The 20,421-nt window shown below is 46.7% G+C and carries 16 protein-coding genes; 4 read left to right on the forward strand and 12 right to left on the reverse strand.

Annotated elements, in window-relative coordinates:
• Nucleotides 1–76: 76 nt before the first annotated feature.
• Nucleotides 77–1,210 carry a GerMN domain-containing protein gene (locus MHH50_RS25125; RefSeq protein ID WP_179088341.1) on the reverse strand — a complete coding sequence of 378 codons (1,134 nt, stop codon included), beginning with the start codon at nt 1,208–1,210 and terminating at the stop codon, nt 77–79.
• A gap of 269 nt (nt 1,211–1,479) precedes the next feature.
• Between MHH50_RS25125 and MHH50_RS25130 the strand changes: the two genes are divergently transcribed.
• Nucleotides 1,480–2,088, forward strand: coding sequence for a phosphatidylglycerophosphatase A (locus tag MHH50_RS25130; protein WP_076129198.1), 609 nt, complete (start codon nt 1,480–1,482; stop codon nt 2,086–2,088).
• Nucleotides 2,089–3,923: 1,835 nt separating this feature from the next.
• On the opposite strand, the gene MHH50_RS25135 is transcribed toward MHH50_RS25130, so the two are convergent.
• From MHH50_RS25135 to MHH50_RS25155, 5 genes are all read right to left on the reverse strand, one after another.
• Nucleotides 3,924–4,973 (reverse strand): MBL fold metallo-hydrolase, encoded by a 1,050-nt coding sequence (locus MHH50_RS25135; protein ID WP_340033588.1) that lies wholly within the window; start codon nt 4,971–4,973, stop codon nt 3,924–3,926.
• A complete protein-coding gene (locus MHH50_RS25140; RefSeq protein ID WP_312149175.1) occupies nt 4,973–5,707 on the reverse strand; it encodes a class I SAM-dependent methyltransferase in 735 nt (244 codons plus the stop codon). The genes MHH50_RS25135 and MHH50_RS25140 overlap by 1 nt, the downstream gene beginning before the upstream one ends.
• A gap of 152 nt (nt 5,708–5,859) precedes the next feature.
• Nucleotides 5,860–7,551, reverse strand: coding sequence for an alpha-glucosidase (locus tag MHH50_RS25145; protein WP_076129196.1), 1,692 nt, complete (start codon nt 7,549–7,551; stop codon nt 5,860–5,862).
• 71 nt (nt 7,552–7,622) lie between these two features.
• Nucleotides 7,623–9,278 (reverse strand): response regulator, encoded by a 1,656-nt coding sequence (locus tag MHH50_RS25150; protein ID WP_076281904.1) that lies wholly within the window; start codon nt 9,276–9,278, stop codon nt 7,623–7,625.
• Nucleotides 9,279–11,099, reverse strand: coding sequence for a sensor histidine kinase (locus MHH50_RS25155; protein ID WP_340033589.1), 1,821 nt, complete (start codon nt 11,097–11,099; stop codon nt 9,279–9,281). It abuts the gene before it with no gap.
• A 238-nt stretch (nt 11,100–11,337) separates the two neighbouring features.
• Between MHH50_RS25155 and MHH50_RS25160 the strand changes: the two genes are divergently transcribed.
• From MHH50_RS25160 to MHH50_RS25170, 3 genes are all read left to right on the forward strand, one after another.
• Nucleotides 11,338–12,714: an extracellular solute-binding protein gene (locus tag MHH50_RS25160; RefSeq protein ID WP_076129193.1), complete on the forward strand. Its 1,377-nt coding sequence runs from the start codon at nt 11,338–11,340 to the stop codon at nt 12,712–12,714.
• 207 nt (nt 12,715–12,921) lie between these two features.
• Entirely contained in the window at nt 12,922–13,806 is an 885-nt protein-coding gene (locus MHH50_RS25165; protein WP_036679565.1) for a sugar ABC transporter permease, read from the forward strand.
• A 27-nt stretch (nt 13,807–13,833) separates the two neighbouring features.
• On the forward strand, nt 13,834–14,724 hold the full coding sequence (locus MHH50_RS25170; RefSeq protein WP_036679567.1) for a carbohydrate ABC transporter permease: 891 nt from the start codon (nt 13,834–13,836) through the stop codon (nt 14,722–14,724).
• A 92-nt stretch (nt 14,725–14,816) separates the two neighbouring features.
• Here the strand turns inward: MHH50_RS25170 and MHH50_RS25175 are convergent, their stop codons facing one another.
• The 6 genes from MHH50_RS25175 to nifE are packed head-to-tail and all read right to left on the reverse strand — an operon-like array spanning nt 14,817 to nt 20,346.
• On the reverse strand, nt 14,817–15,947 hold the full coding sequence (locus MHH50_RS25175) for a homocysteine methyltransferase (RefSeq protein ID WP_340033591.1): 1,131 nt from the start codon (nt 15,945–15,947) through the stop codon (nt 14,817–14,819).
• Nucleotides 15,944–16,696, reverse strand: coding sequence for a HesA/MoeB/ThiF family protein (locus tag MHH50_RS25180; RefSeq protein WP_076218878.1), 753 nt, complete (start codon nt 16,694–16,696; stop codon nt 15,944–15,946). The genes MHH50_RS25175 and MHH50_RS25180 overlap by 4 nt, the downstream gene beginning before the upstream one ends.
• Nucleotides 16,697–16,734: 38 nt before the next feature.
• Complete coding sequence (locus MHH50_RS25185; protein ID WP_340033593.1) at nt 16,735–17,301, reverse strand: DUF269 domain-containing protein; 567 nt, start codon at nt 17,299–17,301, stop codon at nt 16,735–16,737.
• On the reverse strand, nt 17,285–17,689 hold the full coding sequence (locus MHH50_RS25190) for a NifB/NifX family molybdenum-iron cluster-binding protein (protein WP_036679578.1): 405 nt from the start codon (nt 17,687–17,689) through the stop codon (nt 17,285–17,287). Before MHH50_RS25190 ends, MHH50_RS25185 begins: the two co-directional genes overlap by 17 nt.
• Nucleotides 17,655–18,992 carry a nitrogenase iron-molybdenum cofactor biosynthesis protein NifN gene (nifN, locus tag MHH50_RS25195; RefSeq protein ID WP_076218881.1) on the reverse strand — a complete coding sequence of 446 codons (1,338 nt, stop codon included), beginning with the start codon at nt 18,990–18,992 and terminating at the stop codon, nt 17,655–17,657. The genes MHH50_RS25190 and nifN overlap by 35 nt, the downstream gene beginning before the upstream one ends.
• Nucleotides 18,982–20,346, reverse strand: coding sequence for a nitrogenase iron-molybdenum cofactor biosynthesis protein NifE (gene nifE, locus MHH50_RS25200; RefSeq protein WP_076279962.1), 1,365 nt, complete (start codon nt 20,344–20,346; stop codon nt 18,982–18,984). The genes nifN and nifE overlap by 11 nt, the downstream gene beginning before the upstream one ends.
• Nucleotides 20,347–20,421 lie beyond the last annotated feature (75 nt).

Raw genomic sequence — 20,421 nt, forward strand, 5'->3', positions numbered from 1 at the left:
GTTACGTCTTTTTGAGCAACTTTTATTCTACCAAAGAGGAGGCACAAAAGCATCTTTTAAACCTTAGAAGGTCATTCTATAACGGGAGCTCGTTCAAAAATTCAGGTGCAGAAACAGGTTTGCTATAATCCACATTGTCAGTGTCAGTAATCGATTGTTTGCCGTTCAAACGAATTTGAACCAGAGCATCTTCCGTATTTTGCGCAACAGTCAGAACAACCGATTCCAGCAATTCGGCAGGAACTTCCTTCCCATCTGCGAACATATCGTCAGTCAAGGATACAGTAACAACACCGTTTTGTCCGGCTTCAACCGAATCAAGTGATGTCCCCTGTGTCATAACCATTTCCAGACCGTCTCCGGATTCAGGTCCCGCAATCAGTTCATTGATAGCAGCAGTCAGCTGTTCTTGCCCTGCGGGTACAAAGCGCGTAACCGGAACATAATATTGGATACCGTCAGGAGATGTTGTGGAAAAATAAACAGTAACCGCACTAGAGTTCATCAAAGATGGACCTTGTTTTGGCAGGTTAATGCCCATTGTGCGGGACAGCGGGCGATCCAGCGGAGTGCCTTGAAGCGGCATTTCCGTAAGCTTTTTACCATCTACCCAGAACTGCACACCTTTAATGTCATCTTGACCGGTAAGTGTCCAAGTGATCGCTTCAAGGATTTTGCGTTCATCCGCAGCATCATAGTTGTTAAATTCCGAATTGAACTCAACAACTGCCAAATTCGACTTGTCTACCGTAATGCTTTGCACCTCAGTTCCAGCTGGTAGAATGCCTTGGAAACCTTCTGGCAATGAGGACGCATATTCTCCCTTATTCACTAATGCCATTAAAGAGTTCTTGAGCGTGCTGGAATCTTTGCTTTTTGGCAGATTTAACGACACTGGAGCGAGTAAGCCGTTTCCATCTTCCAAATATACGGTCGTCCGGTCACCGGAAACCGTTGCTTTATCCGTTGCTTTAGCGGTTTTGGTGCTGTCCTTCACAACTGCTTGTGCATCATCCTGAGCCACTGGACCAAATACACCTGAATCCAAAGTATTATTTCCCTCTGTCTGTAACATCTGCGCTTCAACCTCAGGTGGCGGAGCATCAATCGATGCTGATTCCGAACCGAACAAGCCACAACCGGACAGTGCCAGTGGAACTGCGAGTAGGCAGACTGCGGAAATCCCGCGGATTTGTTGCATTGTTTTCATCATTTATTACCCCTTTCAAGGTTAGATAGCATTTGTACTGCTATGTATACGAGACCTTTGTCCAAAAAATAACAACTGCTTATCCTAAATTGTTGGAAAAGCCTGTGCGCTTTATTTTCAGGTTAGGTTGGATCTAGATATTAATTCACATAGACTCCGTTTTCTGGACAAATACTTTTTCTAAACGTACAATCTGAGATAACACCAGCGCTTAACATCATGCTAACGAACGTTGTAATGCAAAGACTTAACTTACGAGGTGACTAATCATGGCTGATGAACCAATCGCAAAAATACCTTACAGTCTGAACAGCAAGGCAGTCGCAGATGCGACCAAAATGTGGTTGAATAAGCGTGGAGTAAACCTGCAGGAAATCGCAGAGCTCGTTATGTTTCTGCAAAAAAAATATTATCCAAACTTAACGATGGAAGAATGTGTCCATAACGTTGAGATGGTACTCAGCAAACGAGAAGTGCAAAATGCGGTACTTACGGGCATTCAATTGGACATGCTCGCGGAGGAGGGGAAGTTGTTTCCGCCGCTTCAGGATATGATCGAAAATGATGAGGGATTATACGGAGTGGATGAGATTCTGGCTTTCTCCATCGTAAATGTATATGGCAGCATTGGCTTCACCAACTATGGTTATGTGGACAAGCTTAAGCCAGGCGTTCTTGAACGGTTGAACGACAAAAACACCGGGCAGATCCACACCTTCCTCGACGATATCGTCGGCGCGGTAGCCGCTGCAGCTAGTAGCCGAATCGCACACCGTAAGCAAGCGGAGCGTGAGATAGACCTCGAACTTCCGCATTCACCTGAGGATCGCGAAGAAGCTGCAAGGAAACTTGCAGAACATGAAAAACAACCGGAGTAACCGGTGTTTTGGGTACACTCTGAGAATTAAAAAGCGATTGTTTCGTAACCCTTGCGGGTTATGAGACAATCGCTTTTTTTGAGGTTGGGTTGGGACAGTTTTAGGGAAAAACTCCCTAAAAAATACCGAAAATCGTTCAAAACCTAAGTTATTAGGGAATTCTTCCCTAATAACTCTACGAAAACCTTAATTTATAGCTACATTCGTAGATTATTAGGGAGAAATTCCCTAATATCCGCTCTACACCCCCACAAACCTCGAAAAACAGGGAGAAATTCCCCAATTAGTCAATACCAACACTTAGCTACTCGGCAAGATGTGTTTCTACCCACGAATAGCGGCATCTGAGTCCGAATGATCTGTGTGAAGCATGAGTAAAGTAATCAAATATGAATCCGAATGCTCAGCGTAACGCATGAGTAAAGTAATCAACTGGTAGTTGGTAATGCGATCGGACTCAGGTGACCCTATACTCACATATCCCCTTTGATTTGGACACTTTCGGACTCCAGAGTCGCTATTCACTCAAAAATGACCAATAACTACCCTCTGCACTAGCAATAACGCCTCTCCGGTCCGATACTCACCTCAAAAGTCTCAAAATCCACGAATAAGCTGCATCTGAGTCCGAATGATCTGTGTAACGCATGAGTAAGTAATCAAATCTGAACCCGAATGATCAGCATGATGCATGAGAAAAGTAATCAAATGGTAGTTTGGTAATGCGGTCGGACTCAGGTGACCCTATACTCACATATCCTCTTTGATTTGGACACTTTCGGACTCCAGAGTCGCTATTCACTCAAAAATGACCAATAACTACCCATTACTCTAGCAATAACGCCTCTCCGGTCCGATACTCACCTCAAAAGTCTCAAAATCCACGAATAGCGGCATCTGAGTCCGAATGACCAGTGTGACGCATGAGAAAAGTAATCAAATGTTAGTTTGGTAATGCGATCGGACTCAGGTGACACTATACTCACATATCCCCATTGATTTGGACACTTTCGGACTCCAGAGTCGCTATTCACTCAAAAATGACCAATAACTACCCTCTGCACTAGCAATAACGCCTCTCCGGTCCGATACTCACCTCAAAAGTCCCAAAACCCACGAATAGCGGCATCTGAGTCCGAATGATCAGCATGACGCATGAGAAAAGTAATCAAATGTTAGTTGGGTAATGCGATCGGACTCAGGTGACACTATTTCCATAAAACACCCTTGATTTAGTGACTTTCGGACTCCAGAGTCACTATTCACTCAAAAATGACCAATAACAACCCATTACTCTAGCAATAACGCCTCTCCGGTCCGATACTCACCTCAAAAGTCCCAAAATCCACGAATAGCGGCATCTGAGTCCGAATGATCTGTGTGCATGAGTAAGTAATCAAATCTGAGCAAGAATGATCAGCGTGACGCATGAGTAAAGTAATCAAATGTTAGTCCGAATGATCTGTGTAACGCATCAGTAAGTAATCAAATCTGAGCCCGAATGATCAGCGTGACACATAATCAAAGTAATCAAATGTTAGTCCAAATGATCAGCGTGACGCATGAGTATGTAATCAAAGGTTTAGTTGGGTATTCGATCGGACTAAGGAGCTCAATATTCATATAAATAGCACCGAAATATACTCTCTACTTAGTCACTAAAACCAAAACCCAAAAAAGAGCAGTCCCAATAACACAAGACTGCTCTGTACCTCTACTCGATCATAACATTCATATCTCAATTCATTTCATCATTCATCATTCATCATTCATCATTCATCATTCATCATTCATTTCATCATTCATTTCATCACTCTTCGATCGTGATAGAAACTCTAACTAACATGGTCACCAGCACTTTCAGATGCTGCAAACAAGATAGCACCGTCCGCCTCTATCATCACTGCTCGCTCCCGGCGCATCAGCTCCGCCAGATGCGCCAGTGTCTCACTCATCGCAAAGCGCATCTGGTGAACGGTGGTTACCCGGCTGCGAAACAGAATTTCGCAGACGGCGAAGCCGCTCAGCGGGCCGTTTGCGAGCAAGGCTGCCGCGGCATCCAGCCGCTCCTCATGATGAGCGAGCAGGCTGCTGACCCGGTGCGCGAAGCCCGTGAACGGTTCCCTATGACCCGGGAACGCCATGCTGACCGGGTAGCTCCCCAGCTCCTGCAGCCCCTGAAGAAACGTCTGCAGCGGCTGTGGATCGCTGCCTGGAAGCAGGCTGACATTGGGCGAAATCTGCGGCAGCACAGCATCGCCGCAGATCATTTGCCCGCTGCCCGCATGATAGAAACTCACATGTCCCGGTGCATGTCCGCCAGTTACAATCAATTTCCATTCACGGCCACCCATCCCGAAAGGCTCTACCTTATTCAGATAAGTTACAACCGGCTGTGGCTCCACTTGCGCGTCAAAGCTCTCCAAATGCGCTTTTATTCCACTCGACCATTCTTCCGACATTCCGTGTCTGATGAAATATAACGGCAAAACTTCATTGATATCCGTGTCTCTGCCCCACATCAACATCGCTTCGGCATGAGCACGTTCAGTCATCCATACTTTACATCCGGTCTGCGACTGCAACCATCCCGCCAATCCATAATGATCGGGATGATGATGCGTTACGACGATATCCCGCACGTCCTTCCACGACAATCCCAGCTCCTGCAGGATCGCATGCCAGCATTTTTCTGTCTCCGGGCTACGCGGACCCGGATCGATAATAGTAATTCTGCCATCCTCATCGGGAAGAATATAGCTGTTCACTTGACGAAGCGGCGAGTCCATGGGTACCGAGACCTGAAGAATGTTCTCGTCCCATGAAGTGATATCCGCCTTAGACATGGTGCGATCACCGCCTTTGAATCTTTTTCCTGATACCATTACGATCGAATTCCACTAAAAATCATCCGCGTGGAGCTTGCTGCATTATAAACCTCATCTTCATAGCTGCCATGCACAGCTTCGAGCTGTAAACCTGCTTCCTCGATCATCCCGCTGAATTTCTCCAAGGAATACAGCTTCACACGTTCATGATATTGACGAGGTGTAGAATCATTCTTAGAGGTTAAAATGATGTCCTTCTTCACATACCCATCCTCGATCCGCCGCGACTCATCAATCAGATTCTTTCCATCCTCACGGGTAGAATGCGGCACCAGATGACGAATCACATACGCAGGGTTCAGATAATCAATAACAAACTTGCCACCCGGCTTCAACATCCGATAGATTTCACGCAAAACCTTTACCTGCTCCTCATCCTCTTCAAAATAACCAAAGGAAGTGAACAGATTAACCACAGCATCGAAACCTCCAGTTAACGGTAGGTCGCGCATGTCAGAACGCAGCCAAGTTACCTGCTCCGCTCCTTTTTGAGATCTTGCCTCACGCAGCAATACCTCTGATAAATCTACTCCAGTTACCTCGTACCCTGCTTCCGCAAGCGCCAGTGAATGACGTCCCATCCCACAACATAAATCCAGCACTTTGGAGCCTGGCGGTAGTCCCAGCCACGAGATCATTCGTTCAACTTCTTTACGAGCTCCACCAAAGTCTCGATGTTTGTATACGACCAGATAATCCTCTCCGAAGCTCTTTTCATACCATTCAGTCATGTTGTCTCTCCTCCCACAGGCGTCTTCCTGTAACTCCACTCTATGTATGTTAATGTATCGCCATTGTACAGTCTTTTACTCACAAACTCAAAGAAGAGTTGTCACAGTGGAGCGCTCAGCCCCTTCATGACAACTCATTCCTGTAGCTTCCCTTACACAAGCTGCTGCAAATATACTCGTGCTTCATAAGGACGAAGTTTAAGCGGTTGGATCTGCTCATCTTTTTCCACGGAATAATTAGAAATTAACAGCTCAATATTGTCTGGTTGGAACTCCGCTGGCCATTCGAATACAGGCTCTCCATCATAAAAATTCAGAATAACCAGCAGCCGCTGATCTTCTAATGTCCGAGTATACGCATATATCTCTGTATGCTCTGCGAGCAGCAGCCCGTAGGCTCCATAAACGATGACTTTGTGTTTTTTTCTCAGGGCAATCAGCTGTTTATAGTAGTTGTAGATGGAATCGGGATCTTTAATCGCATTGCCAGCGTTGATCTCCATATAGTTGGAATTTACTTCAATCCAAGGAGTCCCCGTCGTAAAACCACCTGCGTGACCATCGTCCCACTGCATCGGGGTGCGGGCATTATCCCGGCTTTTATGATGAATGGCAGACATAATCTGCTCTTCTGGAACGCCGTTTTTTCGCTTTTCTTCATAATAATTAAGCGTCTCTACATCCCGGTACTCATCAATGGATTCGAAACAGACATTCGTCATTCCAATTTCTTCGCCTTGATAAATATAAGGTGTGCCTTCCAGCATGTGAATGAAGGTCGCCAGCATTTTAGCCGAAGGAATCCGGTAAAAAAGGTCGTTCCCAAACCGGGACACTGCGCGCGGCTGGTCATGGTTGCAGAGATAATTCGCATTCCAGCCTTTGTCATGCAGAACCGTCTGCCAATTACTCATAATCTTTTTCAGCTCCAGTAGACTCCATGGGACGACATCCCATTTTCCACTACCTGCCGAAGCGGCATCCAGAAACATATGCTCAAATTGAAAAGTCATATTCAGCTCCCGGCGACCATCACCTACATAATCTAGCGCCTGCTCCGGTCCAAGTCCTGAGGTCTCTCCTACCGTCATAATATCGTAGAAATAAAGCACTTTATCATATAAATTCTGTAGCAGGGTATGCACATCTGCCAGATTGGAGAACATTCCATAAGCCCTTACGGTAGGTGTTCCACCTGGATTATCCGCATCCGGGTACCCTTTCGTCTTCACGATATGTGCAATGGCATCAAAGCGGAATCCGTCCACACCCTTCTTCAGCCACCATTCCACCATCTCATGCAGCTTATCAATGACCACCGGATTCTCCCAGTTCAGATCAGGCTGATATTTGGAGTAAAGGTGAAGGTAATATTCATCCGTCCGCGGATCATGCTCCCACACCGAGCCACTGAAATAAGACTCCCAGTTATTCGGGGGACCTCCATTTTTTCCTTTTCGCCAAATATAGTAGTCCCGTTTCGGATTGTCCTTCGACGATCTAGATTCAACAAACCATGGGTGCTCATGTGACGTATGGTTCAGAACCAAATCCATCATCAGCTTCATCCCACGTGCGTGCATCTCCCTCAGCAAATGGTCAAAATCATCCATCGTGCCAAATTCCTTCATAATGTCACAGTAATCACTGATATCATAACCGTTATCATGGTTTGGTGATTTATAAATAGGGCAGACCCAAATCACGTCTACACCTAAATCCTGCAGATAATCCAGTCTGGATATGATTCCTTGCAAGTCTCCAATCCCATCTCCGTTACTATCCATGAAGCTAATCGGATAAATTTGGTACACGACACTCTCTTTCCACCATTTCGGGTTCATTTCTCGGTTACCTCCTATTTAGCTATATGTAGAGTTTAACCACACAAAGCCTAGTAGATAACAATTTACTCCTACTTCCCTAGTCCCTTTTGATATTGTGAGGGCGTAAGTCCGGTCCATTTCTTAAAAGTAGCACTGAAGTGGCGTTCTTCCCCATAGCCCACTAACTTTGCAACGGCGTACATTTTTAAGTTTTGGCGGAGCAGCTTTTTTGCCTCTTCTACCCGGTATTGATGCAAGTAATCGAGAAAATTCACACCCAGCTCCTGGCGGAACAGTGAACTTAAATAAGTATTAGATACATAAGCTTCCTTCGCAACATACTCCAGAGATAGATTGGTATTATATTTGTTACGGATGATCTCAAGCGCTGTAACTACTGTTCGATGCAGAGGGCGATGTTTAGAAAAAGCCTCCACCACATTCTGCATGATCTTATTCAGGATCGTAGACAATTCCTCCAGCGTCTCGATCTGTGGTGCCTGCTCCATCCAATTGACCAAATGCTGCTTCCATTCAAATCCAGCTACTTGTTTTTCCTGCGCAAGCCTCTTAAGGCGAACGACAAAAGCGGTTGCCCGAATATTCACCTCCTGCTTGAGGCATCCGGGGTTTCCGCGAAAACGTTCCAGCCACTGCTCCAGCAGATCGAGGGCAAGCTCATTACTTCCTGCACCGACTGCCACAAGCATCTCATCCTCCAGCACATTTAATTCAGGATCATCTAAAATCCCGATCTCCTGTACGCCACCCCCAATAACTCCCGAGCCTTCTGTATAAAAATAAACGCCGCCTTTCCCATTCAGAAAGCGGGATTCCATGGCCTGAAGCGCTTCTTTATAAGACAGGTGAGCTTCCGAAATATCCGCACGACAGGAGCCTACAGCAATACTGATTGACAGCTTGAGGTATTTCTCCAGGTTGCTTTGCAGCATCCCGATCTGCTCTTTCAAATAGATGGGGGTTCGGTAAGACTTGCGGGAATCCGTTCCAGCTAAACCACTGCCGATCCAGAGCAGGAGATTGCCATCATGAAAGGTCTCTATTTTTCCTTTATAGATAGGAGACAAGGTCTCACTAATAATATTTAGGGCCGCGTAACGTAAAAGTACAAAATCCTGTCCAGACCCACCGGCAGAGGGAGGATCAAAATCAAAGCTGACCAGCCCAATCTGCGGACCTTCGTGACTAATAGCCATAGCTAACTCACCGATCAGCTCCTGCCGCCGCTCCAGCGGAACCGGAGGATGATGAATCCATTGGGACAGCACTTGGCTTTTGACAAGCGGTGCATTTTTATGCCAGGAACGATCTCTTTTTAGCTGTTCATTCTCCTGACAACGCTGCCTTTCAATTAGCTCCTTAGCCTTGAGTACCGTCTTCAGAATTTCCTCCGGCCGGCACGGCTTCAGCACATAATCGACAACCCCCAGCGCAATCGCTTGTTTCGCATAAGAGAACTCATTGTAGCCAGATAAAATAATCGAGCGAAAGTCGTAACCGCGACGCCGTCCAGCTTCGATTAGCTCCAGACCATTCATCTGCGGCATGCGGATATCCGTTAACAATAAATCCGGCTGTTCAGACTCCATCAGAGCCAGCGCTTCACTTCCGTTCCCCGCTTCGCCCATTACCTCAATCTGATGCGAATTCCAGTCAATCATATTGACGATACCCTCACGGATGGTGTCTTCGTCTTCAGCAATCAGCAGCTTCAGCTTCATCATTTAGGGACCCTCCACAGTGATATGAATGATAATACGTGTGCCTGCTCCTTCTACACTCTCTACTTGCAATGAGGCTCCGGCAAAAAACAAAGCTAAACGTTCCTGTACATTCGAGAGCGCAAACCCCGAACGTCCAGCATTCTCCTCTTCCTCCGAGATAGAGCTTCCTCTCGCTAAACGCTGATGTAGCTCCTGAAGTCTTTCCGGCGTGATTCCCACCCCGTTATCTTGAACTTCGAGCACAATAGTCCTATCTTTGCGGAAGGCGCGAATCGAGATTAGTCCGCTTCCAGCCAGTGGCTCGATCCCATGAATCACTGCATTTTCCGCCAGTGGCTGGAGCAGCAGCTTAGGAACTGTAAAATCCTTGATACTCTCATCCAAGGTAATTTCGAACTCAAAACGTTCTCTAAACCGATTTTTTTGCAGGAACAAATAATTCTTTACAAGCTCTACTTCCTGTTCCAATGTAAACGTATCCCGCCCATCATTTAAGCTCAGCCGGAATACTTGAGAAAGCGAATAGACCATATCCGCTATTTCTTTGTCGCCCTTCTTCTCAGCTTCCCAACAAATCGTATTCAGCGTGTTATATAAAAAGTGCGGCCTGATCTGCGCCTGAAGCGTTTTCAATTCTGCTTCCTGCTGCTTCAGTTTGGAGGCATATACATCATTGATGAGCGATTTGATCCGCTGCACCATTAGATTATAACCATGGCCCAAGAGACCAATCTCATCATTCCCTTCAAAAAATACGCGCTGCGTGAAATCCCCTGTCTGGAATCTGCGCATGGAGCGGGAAAGTTTTTTCAGCGGTTTCGTTATTGAGGCGGCGGCGAGCCAGGTAACCATTAAGCTAACTGCTAAGCACAGAAAAGCGATCGTCACCGTGACCTGTGAAATCTGCCCCAGCTCTTTGACAAGCTGCCGTTTGGAATGCACCACCACTACATACCAACCCGTCGTTTCTGACTGCAGATGCGAGACAATCCACTGTTTGTGATCCGCTGTAGACTCCAGTCTCTCCTCTAGGTTCAACTTAGGGTCGCTGTCCGCAAAATACGGAAGATCAAGATCTCTTTTGCCGATCCAGCTCCGGTTAGAAGCCGTAATGATGAGTCCGTCTCGATCTACCACAAACATATCTACATCATCTTCAGAGTTGTCTAGATATTGGCTTCCGATCTTTCCAGCATCGACCCCGATCACCGCTAGCCCTGCGGGTTTTAAAGTATATACATTCTTGATAATTCTGGAAAGTACAATCTTATGATAATGATCACCAACAAATATGCCATCCGTGGGTCTGGACAATCCAAAGGTTGGACTGCCTGCGGCTTCAACGGCTTCCTTGTAGTACGAGGTTTGGATAAAGTTAGAGAACTTCATGCCAGTCGTCAATCCGGCTTGGTTCGCAGCAAAAGGCTCCGCCCCATTATTCTGGTCTTCCAAAGAGTATAGAATCAGGGATTGAATCGAATTGCCAGCGACCATCAGGTTGGTGACCGTTTTAAATACGGAATTACGTTCTTTTTGTGCTTCTGACGACACTAAGAGCCGCTGCACACTTTCATCCAGAAAGAGTGTATTGGAAAAAGAAATCATTCCCCTCACCATCTCATCAATCTGCTCTGCTGTTTTCCGGGTCAGGTGATCCTGTGACTGTTTCATTTTCTCCACCACCTGCTGCGAAGAGATCTGATAGGAGTTCCACCCCATAGCAAATATAGTCACGAGAAGCAGCGGCACAAACCATAATAACAGCTTAAACTGGAGCGGAAGATGGCGATAACGGCTTAATAAGCGGATGTTTCGATTCATGAGAACCACCTTCATGTATAATCAATAAATGTGTAAACCAAGTATAACTGAAATCATTAAACCCTGAACCAGCTTTTTACAATCACTGAAAAATGCCTACATAGTTCTTAAATATGGACCATGTTTCTATCGGTCATAAACTCTTAAGATGGGGATGCAAGAAGAAACGACATTGTCGTCCTCGTTTGATGACAGCCGTTCTCGTGGAAATATATCTCATAAAAAAGGTGGGTTTTTGATGAAAGGTAAAGGAATAAAGCTAGCACTTATGAGTCTAATGCTACCAGCTCTGCTGGCAGGCTGCGGTGGCGGAAATAACAATGCGAAAGCTACCAATGCACCTACAAATGACAAGGCCGAAGCTACTGCCGAAGCAACAGCTAGTGCAGGGGAAAACACACCCGCCGAAAAAATCACACTGAAGTTCTTCACCGCGCTCGCGGATCGGGCCAATGGTTCAGGTAAGGTAGAGCAAGACATTATCGATGCTTACATGAAAGAGAACCCTAACGTCAAGATTGAAGTGGAAGCGCTTCAAGATGAGCCTTACAAATCAAAAATCAAAGTGTATGCCTCCAGCAATCAGCTTCCCGATATCATTCAAGCCTGGGGTCAGCCCTCCTTCCTGAGTCCGCTGCTGGATAACGATCTGCTGCTTGAACTGAACAGTGCTGACTTCGAAGGTAATCAGTTTGTGTCCGGATCCATGGACGGCTTCAGTAAAGACGGTAAGCTTTACGGCTTGCCGCGTGGTGCCGACTACATGGTGATGTACTATAACAAAAAAATATTTGCTGACAACGGCATCGAGGTGCCAAAAACAACAGATGATTTGCTTGCCGCCGTCAAAACACTTCGTGCCAAGAAAATTAACCCGATCGCTATGAATGGTATGGACGCTTGGACACTGCCTATCTGGTATGAATTTGTAGCCCAACGTCAGACTGGCGATTTCAATACAATGGATGAAGCTGTGGCACGTAAAATATCCTTTACAGATCCTAGTCTGGTTGCAGCTGCAACTGAAATGCAGCAATTCGCCGATGCTAAAGGTTTTGCCGATGGCTGGCTGACTGCCGATTACGGTGCTGCACGCAACTTGTTCGGACAAGGGCAAGCTGCCATGTTCTTTATGGGCGCTTGGGAGTCGGGTCTGGCAACAGACGAGAACTTCTCTGAAGAATTCCGCAATAACGTAGGTGCTTTCGCATTCCCAGCTTCAGCTAAAGGTAAAGCAACCGATGATGCCGCTTGGTATGGTGGTGGATATGCAGTCAGCAAAAACTCCAAACATGCTGAAGCCGCTGTTGATTTCTTGAAATATTTCTTCGCTCCAGAGCATTGGTCTAAAATGCTATGGCAAGCTGGCGCGGGTACACCTGCGCAGCAATTCGATCAATTCCTAACGGGTAACGAAACCCAGCTGCAAAAAGAATTGATTGAAGTGTTCAGCTCCATGACCTCTTCCAGCGGTACTCCACTGCAGGATGTGGGTGACGATGAGTTCAAGCAAAAGGTAATGGAGGCGCATCAAAGCCTGCTTTCTGATGCGATTACCCCTGAAGAATTCGCCAAAGCACTGGATGCTGCATCCGATAAATTCGCTGGTAAATAAACCAGAGAACTACAAAAAACATGAACCTTAGCGCTCCTGAAGTAACCTTATAGATGGCAGTGCGCAAACCCCGGCTTCCCCCAGAGGCCGGGGTTTTGTTTTCGAAAAAATGTATACACCGATCTGAAATTTACGGCATGTTCCGGTGCCTGGCTTCCCGTTACGATGGTAATAGATAGATTACTCTTTAAAAGGACGGAGATTTCCATGCACAGAGTGTTAAGCGACAAAAAAGCGATTTTCTTACTCATCGCACCTGGACTGTTCCTATTTGCTTTTATGATCTGCATCCCTATCTTCATGAGCGCTTATTACGGTTCTACGGATTGGGGCGGGATCGGCAAATACAATTTCATCGGCTTTGATAACTACCGCGAAATTCTATTTCATGACAAAGTGTTCTGGAGATCGCTGGTCAACGCCCTGCTCCTGACCGCCGCCACAGTATTTTTACAACATCCCTTTGCCATTCTCATGGGGATATTCCTAACCAACTCCGGCAAATACGAAAAAATATTCCGGACGATCTTTTTTATCCCCGCTGTAATTTCCGTCGTCGTTACAGCCAAGCTGTGGACCGGAATTTTCCATCCGAACTACGGACTGCTTAACAAGCTGCTAAGCGGAGTTGGATTGGACGCACTTACGCATGATTGGCTCGGTGATCCGAAGACAGCCATCTGGTGCATCATCATTGTTGTTATGTGGCAAGGCTTTGGGTATGCACTGCTGCTGTATTATTCAGGTCTGCAAGGCATTCCGGAAGATTTAAGCGAAGCCGCAAGAATCGATGGCGCCAACAACTTTACCCTCTACACGCGTATCATCATTCCGCTGCTTTCGCCGATGATGCGGGTTGCCATCATCATTGCCGTCACCACCTGTCTTAAGCAAATGGAAACCGTATTCTTAATGACCAACGGTGGCCCTGCAAATAGCACACAGTTCCTAGGGAACTATCTGTACAAAACCGCCTTCTCATCATCGCTATACGGCTATGGTAATGCCATTTCGATTCTGTTTATTGTGTTCTGCCTGATCCTAACCGTTATCCTCAACAAGATTTTAAAGAAAGATATCGGAGAATTTTAAAGAAACCCTGTAACCGGAGGATATCCTATGAATAATTCCTTATCACCTGCCGCTTCACCCCCTAAGCTAAACCTTCACAAACAAGAACGCAGAAAGCCTACAACGGGCAAAATTCTAATGATGGTGTTCCTGTGTATCATCGCGTTGATTCAGTTATTTCCGCTTATTTGGTTGATCGATTATTCCCTGCTCAAGAGCGGTGAGTTCTTCGGAAGCTCATTTCTGAAATGGCCCTCTCCACCCCAGTGGGAGAACTATCGAAACGCTTTTACCTACGGGCGTGTGCCACGTTATTTTGCCAACAGTCTTATCATTACAGTGATAACTGTTATGCTCTCTGCGCTGGTGTCCCTGATGATGGGATATGCGTTTACCCGGATGAAATGGAAGCTAAGTGGCATTGTCCTCTCTCTAATCATGTTAGGCATGATCATTCCCATTCACGCCACATTGCTGCCAAACTTCATTCTGTTTAACAAGCTTGGGATGCTGAACAATATGTACACATTGATTTTGCCTTACTCAGCCATTGTCATCCCCATGAGTGTCCTGATTATGACCGGGTTCCTGGAGACCATCCCACGGGCCATTGAAGAGTCCGCCGTTATTGATGGCAGTGGCATTTACGGGTTAATCTTCCGTATCATCCTGCCCATCACCAAACCGGCGCTGGCAACCATCTGTGTGCTCAACTTCATCAGCACTTGGAATGAATTCATTATGGCGAATACCTTCCTCACCTCGGAAGATCTTAAGACGATTCCCTTCTCCATTATGAAATTCACTGGTGAGTATTCATCCAACTATGGTGCACAGTTCGCGGTTATGACGATCATCGCTATCCCAACCATCCTGATCTACCTGCTCTTCACAGAACAGATGACCAAGGGAATTACCGCTGGAGCGGTTAAGGGCTAACACAATAAACTTAATCCTAACAACATTAAAAGGCTGACAAGACAGGTTTCGTACCCGTCTTGTCAGCCTTTATTCATTCTTACTAATATCTCTTACGGTCGTTGCCAATCCTCCCTCAGCCATTCAACCAAGAGGAGCTCTGGCACATTCACTTTATTAACTTCGGCATAGTCTCTCACCCGTTCAAGCAAACGTCCCGCGGTTCCAGCACTAACCTCTAAACCATGTGCGTTCAGAACATGCATGATTCCACCACTTCCGGAATGTTTACCTAACACAAGATGATGTGCTCTCCCCACCTCTGTGGGATCAAAGGTCTGGTAGGTGGCTGTTTCTTTCAACAAACCGTCAACATGTATCCCAGATTCATGTGTGAAGGCGAGTGATCCGACGATTGGTTTGGCATCGCCGACACTTCGGCCCGAGGCTGTGATCACCCTATCCGCCAGCCCCTTCAAACACTCCGGGCGTGCGCTGCTCTCTCCGCCATAAAGATAACGCCAAGCCATCACTACTTCTTCCATTGCTGCATTCCCGGTACGTTCACCAATCCCTGCTACCGTAGTGCTTGCCCAGACCGCACCCGCGGCAATACCGCTAAGTGTGTTTGCAGCCGCAAGACCAAAATCATTGTGGCAGTGTACCTCAAGCTCTACATCTGCAGGAACAGCACTAAGTAATGTGCTTACCCGCTCTGCCATTTGACCCGGATGATGAGCAGATACCGTATCTGCATAACGGAACCAACGAATGCCTTCTTTATATAATGTATTTACCAGTTCAACCAGGTACTCCATACTTGCCCTTGAAGAGTCCTCCATCCCCACCGACACAGTCATTCCTAGCCGTTGACCATATTCCGTCGCATGCAGTAATCTTGTCAGACCTTTGGCAGGTGTTAAACCTAGCTTACCTTGTAATTGAATTTCCGAGACAGGGATCGATACATGACTCCAGTTCACACCCGTCGCCCAAGCTTTGTCGATATCACTTTCCAAAGCCCGATTCCAAGTCATCATCTTCATAGGTAGACCTAAATCAGCGATAGCCGCAATATCTTTTTGCTCTTGCTTGCCCATGGCAGGAATTCCTACCTCTGCTTGCTCCACTCCGCATTCCGACAGCAACCTTGCGATTTCCAGCTTTTCTTCCCTCGTGAATGAAACTCCAGCCGCCTGTTCACCATCCCTAAGTGTCGTGTCACATAGCCTGAGACTTTTCACGGTTTACCTTCCTCTCCGCAGCAAGTGCAATTCGGATTACGGGTAATATGGACGCTGTAACAGGCGAAGTCGAGTGAATTGAAGCGATGCATTACGCCCGCATAAGTCGTCCCTACCCTTGTAACCCATTTTACGGCTTCCAACGCAGCCAGACAACCCGCAATTCCGGAGGTTGCTCCCAATACTGGAAAGCCAAACGGTTCCCATTCTGGATTCACATCCGGATAAAGACACTCTAAGCAAGGGGTTTCACCAGGTATAACCGTTGTTAGTGAAATCTCAAATCCATACATCGCCGCCTCTACCATTGGCGTGCCGGTTTCTACACATAGGCGATTCAACGCATATCTTTCCGGAAAATCATACCGTGCATCAATCACTATATCGGCTTGTTCTACCCAAGGTTTTGCTATATTATATTCTATCTTCGAATTAAATCCTTCCATTTCAACATTTGGATTCAGACGTTTTAGCTGCTGAATGGCTGTGCTCATCCTTTCCATACCCAACTGATCACTGTCCATCAAAATCTGTCGATTTAAATCTGGAGGCACAATGTTTCCTTCATGCGCCAAGATCAGCTTGCCGATTCCGGCAGCAGCTAAATAAAGTGCGGCAGTGCCTCCAAGCCCTCCAATTCCAGCAATCATCACTGTAGCTTCTTTTAGCGCTTTCTGCCCGCCTTCTCCAAGCAGCTTCAATTGGCGAGCGTATCGTTCCAGTTCGGTGCCGCCTACAAGCTGCTCCATGTTGCTCCCTCCCTGTGGCTGAGCTGCATCATTGGAATCTAACCCTCCAGACCATCCGTTCCATAAAGAGCTGTCATTTCATTAAATTTATCCATAAAGGCTAACCCTTCTTCTACACAAGCAACGCCGTAGCGAATTACTTTCTCCTCAGAGGTAAAAGGAAACGGAAAACCTGCTCTCAAGCTTTTTAACACAAGAATAATCCGATCACTATATAAAAGAGCACGCCCAAATCCTTCCCCGTTTATTTCAGATGAACTCTGAACCAGAACCCCACTCTTCTCCTCGATCACGCCCGCCACCGCCTGAAACAAGAGAGGAACCTGCAAACGGACTTTTGGAGAAACCGCGCAGTTAAAATCAGATTTGTTCTTATCTTCAGCGGAAGCGAGAAACAATCGTTCGATCTTCTTCTGTGGTGAAAGAGAAGCATGTCTTCCAAAAAAGTCTTCTGTATCAAGCCATTGACACAACCGCCGTATGAACATCTCTGCTATATCTTTATCCAGCTCTTTCTCCGTGGTTCGACTACGGTGTTTTAATGCTGATGCTTCCGGAGCAACCCGGCCCATTAATGCAGCACTCTCATTAGCTATGGGATCCATCTACACTCGCCCCTTCCGCTTCATTTTCAGCATGTAATACCTTGGCTAGCCACATTGGTGGTTTGCCCTGTAGCATTTCAACAATCCGCTTCACTTGCTCATCAATAGGACTGCCTGGTGGAACCTTTACCGGCATAATTTTACGACGTGTGACTCTTGCCGCTGCTGAGGCTCCAATCTGCATGATGAATATTAGCGTGCAATCCTCTACCACCTCCAGACGACTCTCTATTTTGCCTGCTTCATCCTGATTGAGAATCGTTGGCAGTTTACGAAGACCTATAAGCTCCCCGCCACCTTTGGTAACTTTATAAATTGCGAACATCGGACTCTGCCCAAAATGGGCATTCACTCTAATTCCATCCTCTGTAGCGAATGCTACTTTCACGATGTTCCTCCTCCCTTCGCATTAACAGATTCGCCGCTTTATTCGTCCACTCCATCGCTCCCCGATACCCTACAGAAGTGGCCATATAAGCACCAAGCTCATTCCAAACGGGAAATCCAGCCGCCATAAATGCTGCATCTAACCGCGCCGCTCCATTTATCCCATGTGAGTTACCGATCCATAAATCTGCACCTTTACCCAAAAACTCAACATCATCCAGATCACCGACCCATACCTCTCGTTCCATCTCAACCACCAAAGGAGTTTCATAGGAAGTGACCAGGGCCTTTTGCTCCACCCCCAGCTCTTCGAGCCAAGAAGATACGGTATACAAATGATCTGGCTCCAGCGCAACAAGTGCAGACATTCCCGCAAATTGAAAATGAGCATCCAGCATGCTATCCAATAAATTCTCTCGTTGCCAGCAATAACGAAGCTGTACCGGCTGCCCGCTAATTTGATGCAGAAATTGCAAAATATCATCCGTTGCTTTAAGCCCCATAGCACTCTCGAATACTTTGTAGGGAGTTCCCAGCGCATTATGCAGTCTTCTAGCTGGACGCTCCATACTTCCGCCGATGGCAAGGGTTAGACCCGAATGCAAGCTTTGCAGCATCGAATCTAGAGGCACCCCACCTCTTGTTAGCGGTGAAAATCCTGTCAGCAGATGCCCAGACAAAGAGGTCGATATATCAGGTACAGCGATTACCTCAAAACCGAAGGAGGATATCATTTCTTTCAGCTCCATCACATCACCCGGCGTCAGAAACGATCCCGGCAAGAGGGTAATCTGACGTGAATTCACACTCCTTGAACCCCGATGGCCTACCTGCTGAATCATCTCATCAAGCATCGCCTCCACGGTAGAACTGAACCCCGATTCCAATGAACCACGAAAGTCAGGTAAGGTGACGGAAAAAGCAAGCCCACCCCGCATGTTCCGCTCCCTTTTATAGGTCTTGAGCATGGATTGATAATCCACTCCAGCCACATCCGTCAGCTCAGTCCCAATAATACCTATAATGTCTGGTCGGTGTTTACTGAGTATGGTATTTAGAGCTTCCTCTAAATTACGATTCGCATCAAAGATTACATCCATCTCCTGCAAAGCAGAGGTCTGTACGGCTATAGGCTCGCGAAAATGCCGGGTAAGCAGCGCCTTCGGAAATGCGGAACAACCTTGCGCGCCATGCACAATAGGCAATGCCTTGTAGCAACCCTGAAATGCCAGTACGGAACCAAGGGATTGACCGATTTTGATTGGATTAACTGAAGTAGGTTTACTCCTTTTGTTAACGGTCATAGGAAGGTTCCTCCTTATCCCAGGGAGCGGCACTGGCAGCCAGCTTCCAGATTGGATTAGCAAGGGAATACGTCAGCTCCTTAGCCAGCCTTAGTAAACCTTCGTAACCAGCATAGGCCTTGTGTCTTTCTTGATTAATATCGATAAACGGAATTTGCTCTTTCATTGCCACATACATATTCCGTCCGCCAGCAATCATAATATCTGCCTTACGATCCCGGACGGTTTTGATAATTCGGCTTGCCCCGCCCTCCGGGATATATTCGGTGTCATCACCAACACGATCCGCTATACGCCGTATATCATCTTCCGTGCTTTTGTTCGTGCCTACACCTACCACCTGAACGCCTAACTCCTTCAGTGCGGAAATAATCGACCAGCTTTTTACTCCACCCGTATAGAGAACTGCTTTCTTTCCTTTAAGCAGCTTGCGGTAGGGCCGCAGCTCCTGAATCAGTCTGCTTTCCTCTAGTTCCGTCAACCGATCCACACGCCGCTCCATCTCACGGTCATTCAGCAAATAAGCCATTTGACGTAAGGAATAAGTTGTCTCCTTGGCCCCATAGAAGGAGCCTTCGAAATAAGGAATGTGGTATATTGCCTCCATTTCTTTTGCCAGACCTAACAATGCACGGCTGCACACAACCATATTCACTTTTGCATGATGTGCCCATGTAATTTCCTTATATCTTGCATCCCCTGTAATTCTGGACATTAGCGTAATTCCAACACTCTTCATTAATTTCTCGATATCCCACATTTCACCCGCGATATTGTACTCCCCAATCAAATTCACACCTAAAGGAATCTCAATCTCTGGTTCACCTGTGCCAATTACATATTGTAGCAGCGCTTCACCAGCCAGCCGATTTCCAAGATTCTTACTGCCTACGAATCCGGGGCTGTTCACGGGGATCACAGGAAGCCCCAATCTGCCTGCCGCTTCCTTGCATACCGCATCCAAATCCTCGCCAATCAATGCTGTCACACAGGTCGCATATACAAATATTGCCGGAGGCATAAAGCGCCCGGCAATATAGTCAATGCTATCTTTCAGTTTCTTTTCTCCGCCAAAAATAATATCGTTATCGTTGAGATCTGTAGTGAATCCGTATTGTGAAAGCGAAGGCCCGCTTGACAAAGCCCCTCTACTTTCCCAGCTATTCCCGGCACAAGCAGCCGGCCCATGGACAAGATGCGCAGCATCCATGATCGGCAGCAGCGTGATTTGGGCTCCGTCAAAGGAGCAGCCCCCAGCCGCTTCGCCCGGCTTGGGGCGTGGACATGGTTTCGATTTCGGAGTTAAGCTCCCGCAAGCTTGCGCGTCGAATACATCGTTTCTGATGGACTCCATCGTACCACCTCCCGTAACTGAATACTCCTTACGCTTAAAATGCTCAATTATTCAGTGTCACTACGATAAATATTG

This window comes from Paenibacillus sp. FSL H3-0302 (assembly GCF_037982245.1).
In the GTDB taxonomy this organism is placed as follows: Bacteria; Bacillota; Bacilli; order Paenibacillales; family Paenibacillaceae; genus Paenibacillus_AQ; species Paenibacillus_AQ odorifer.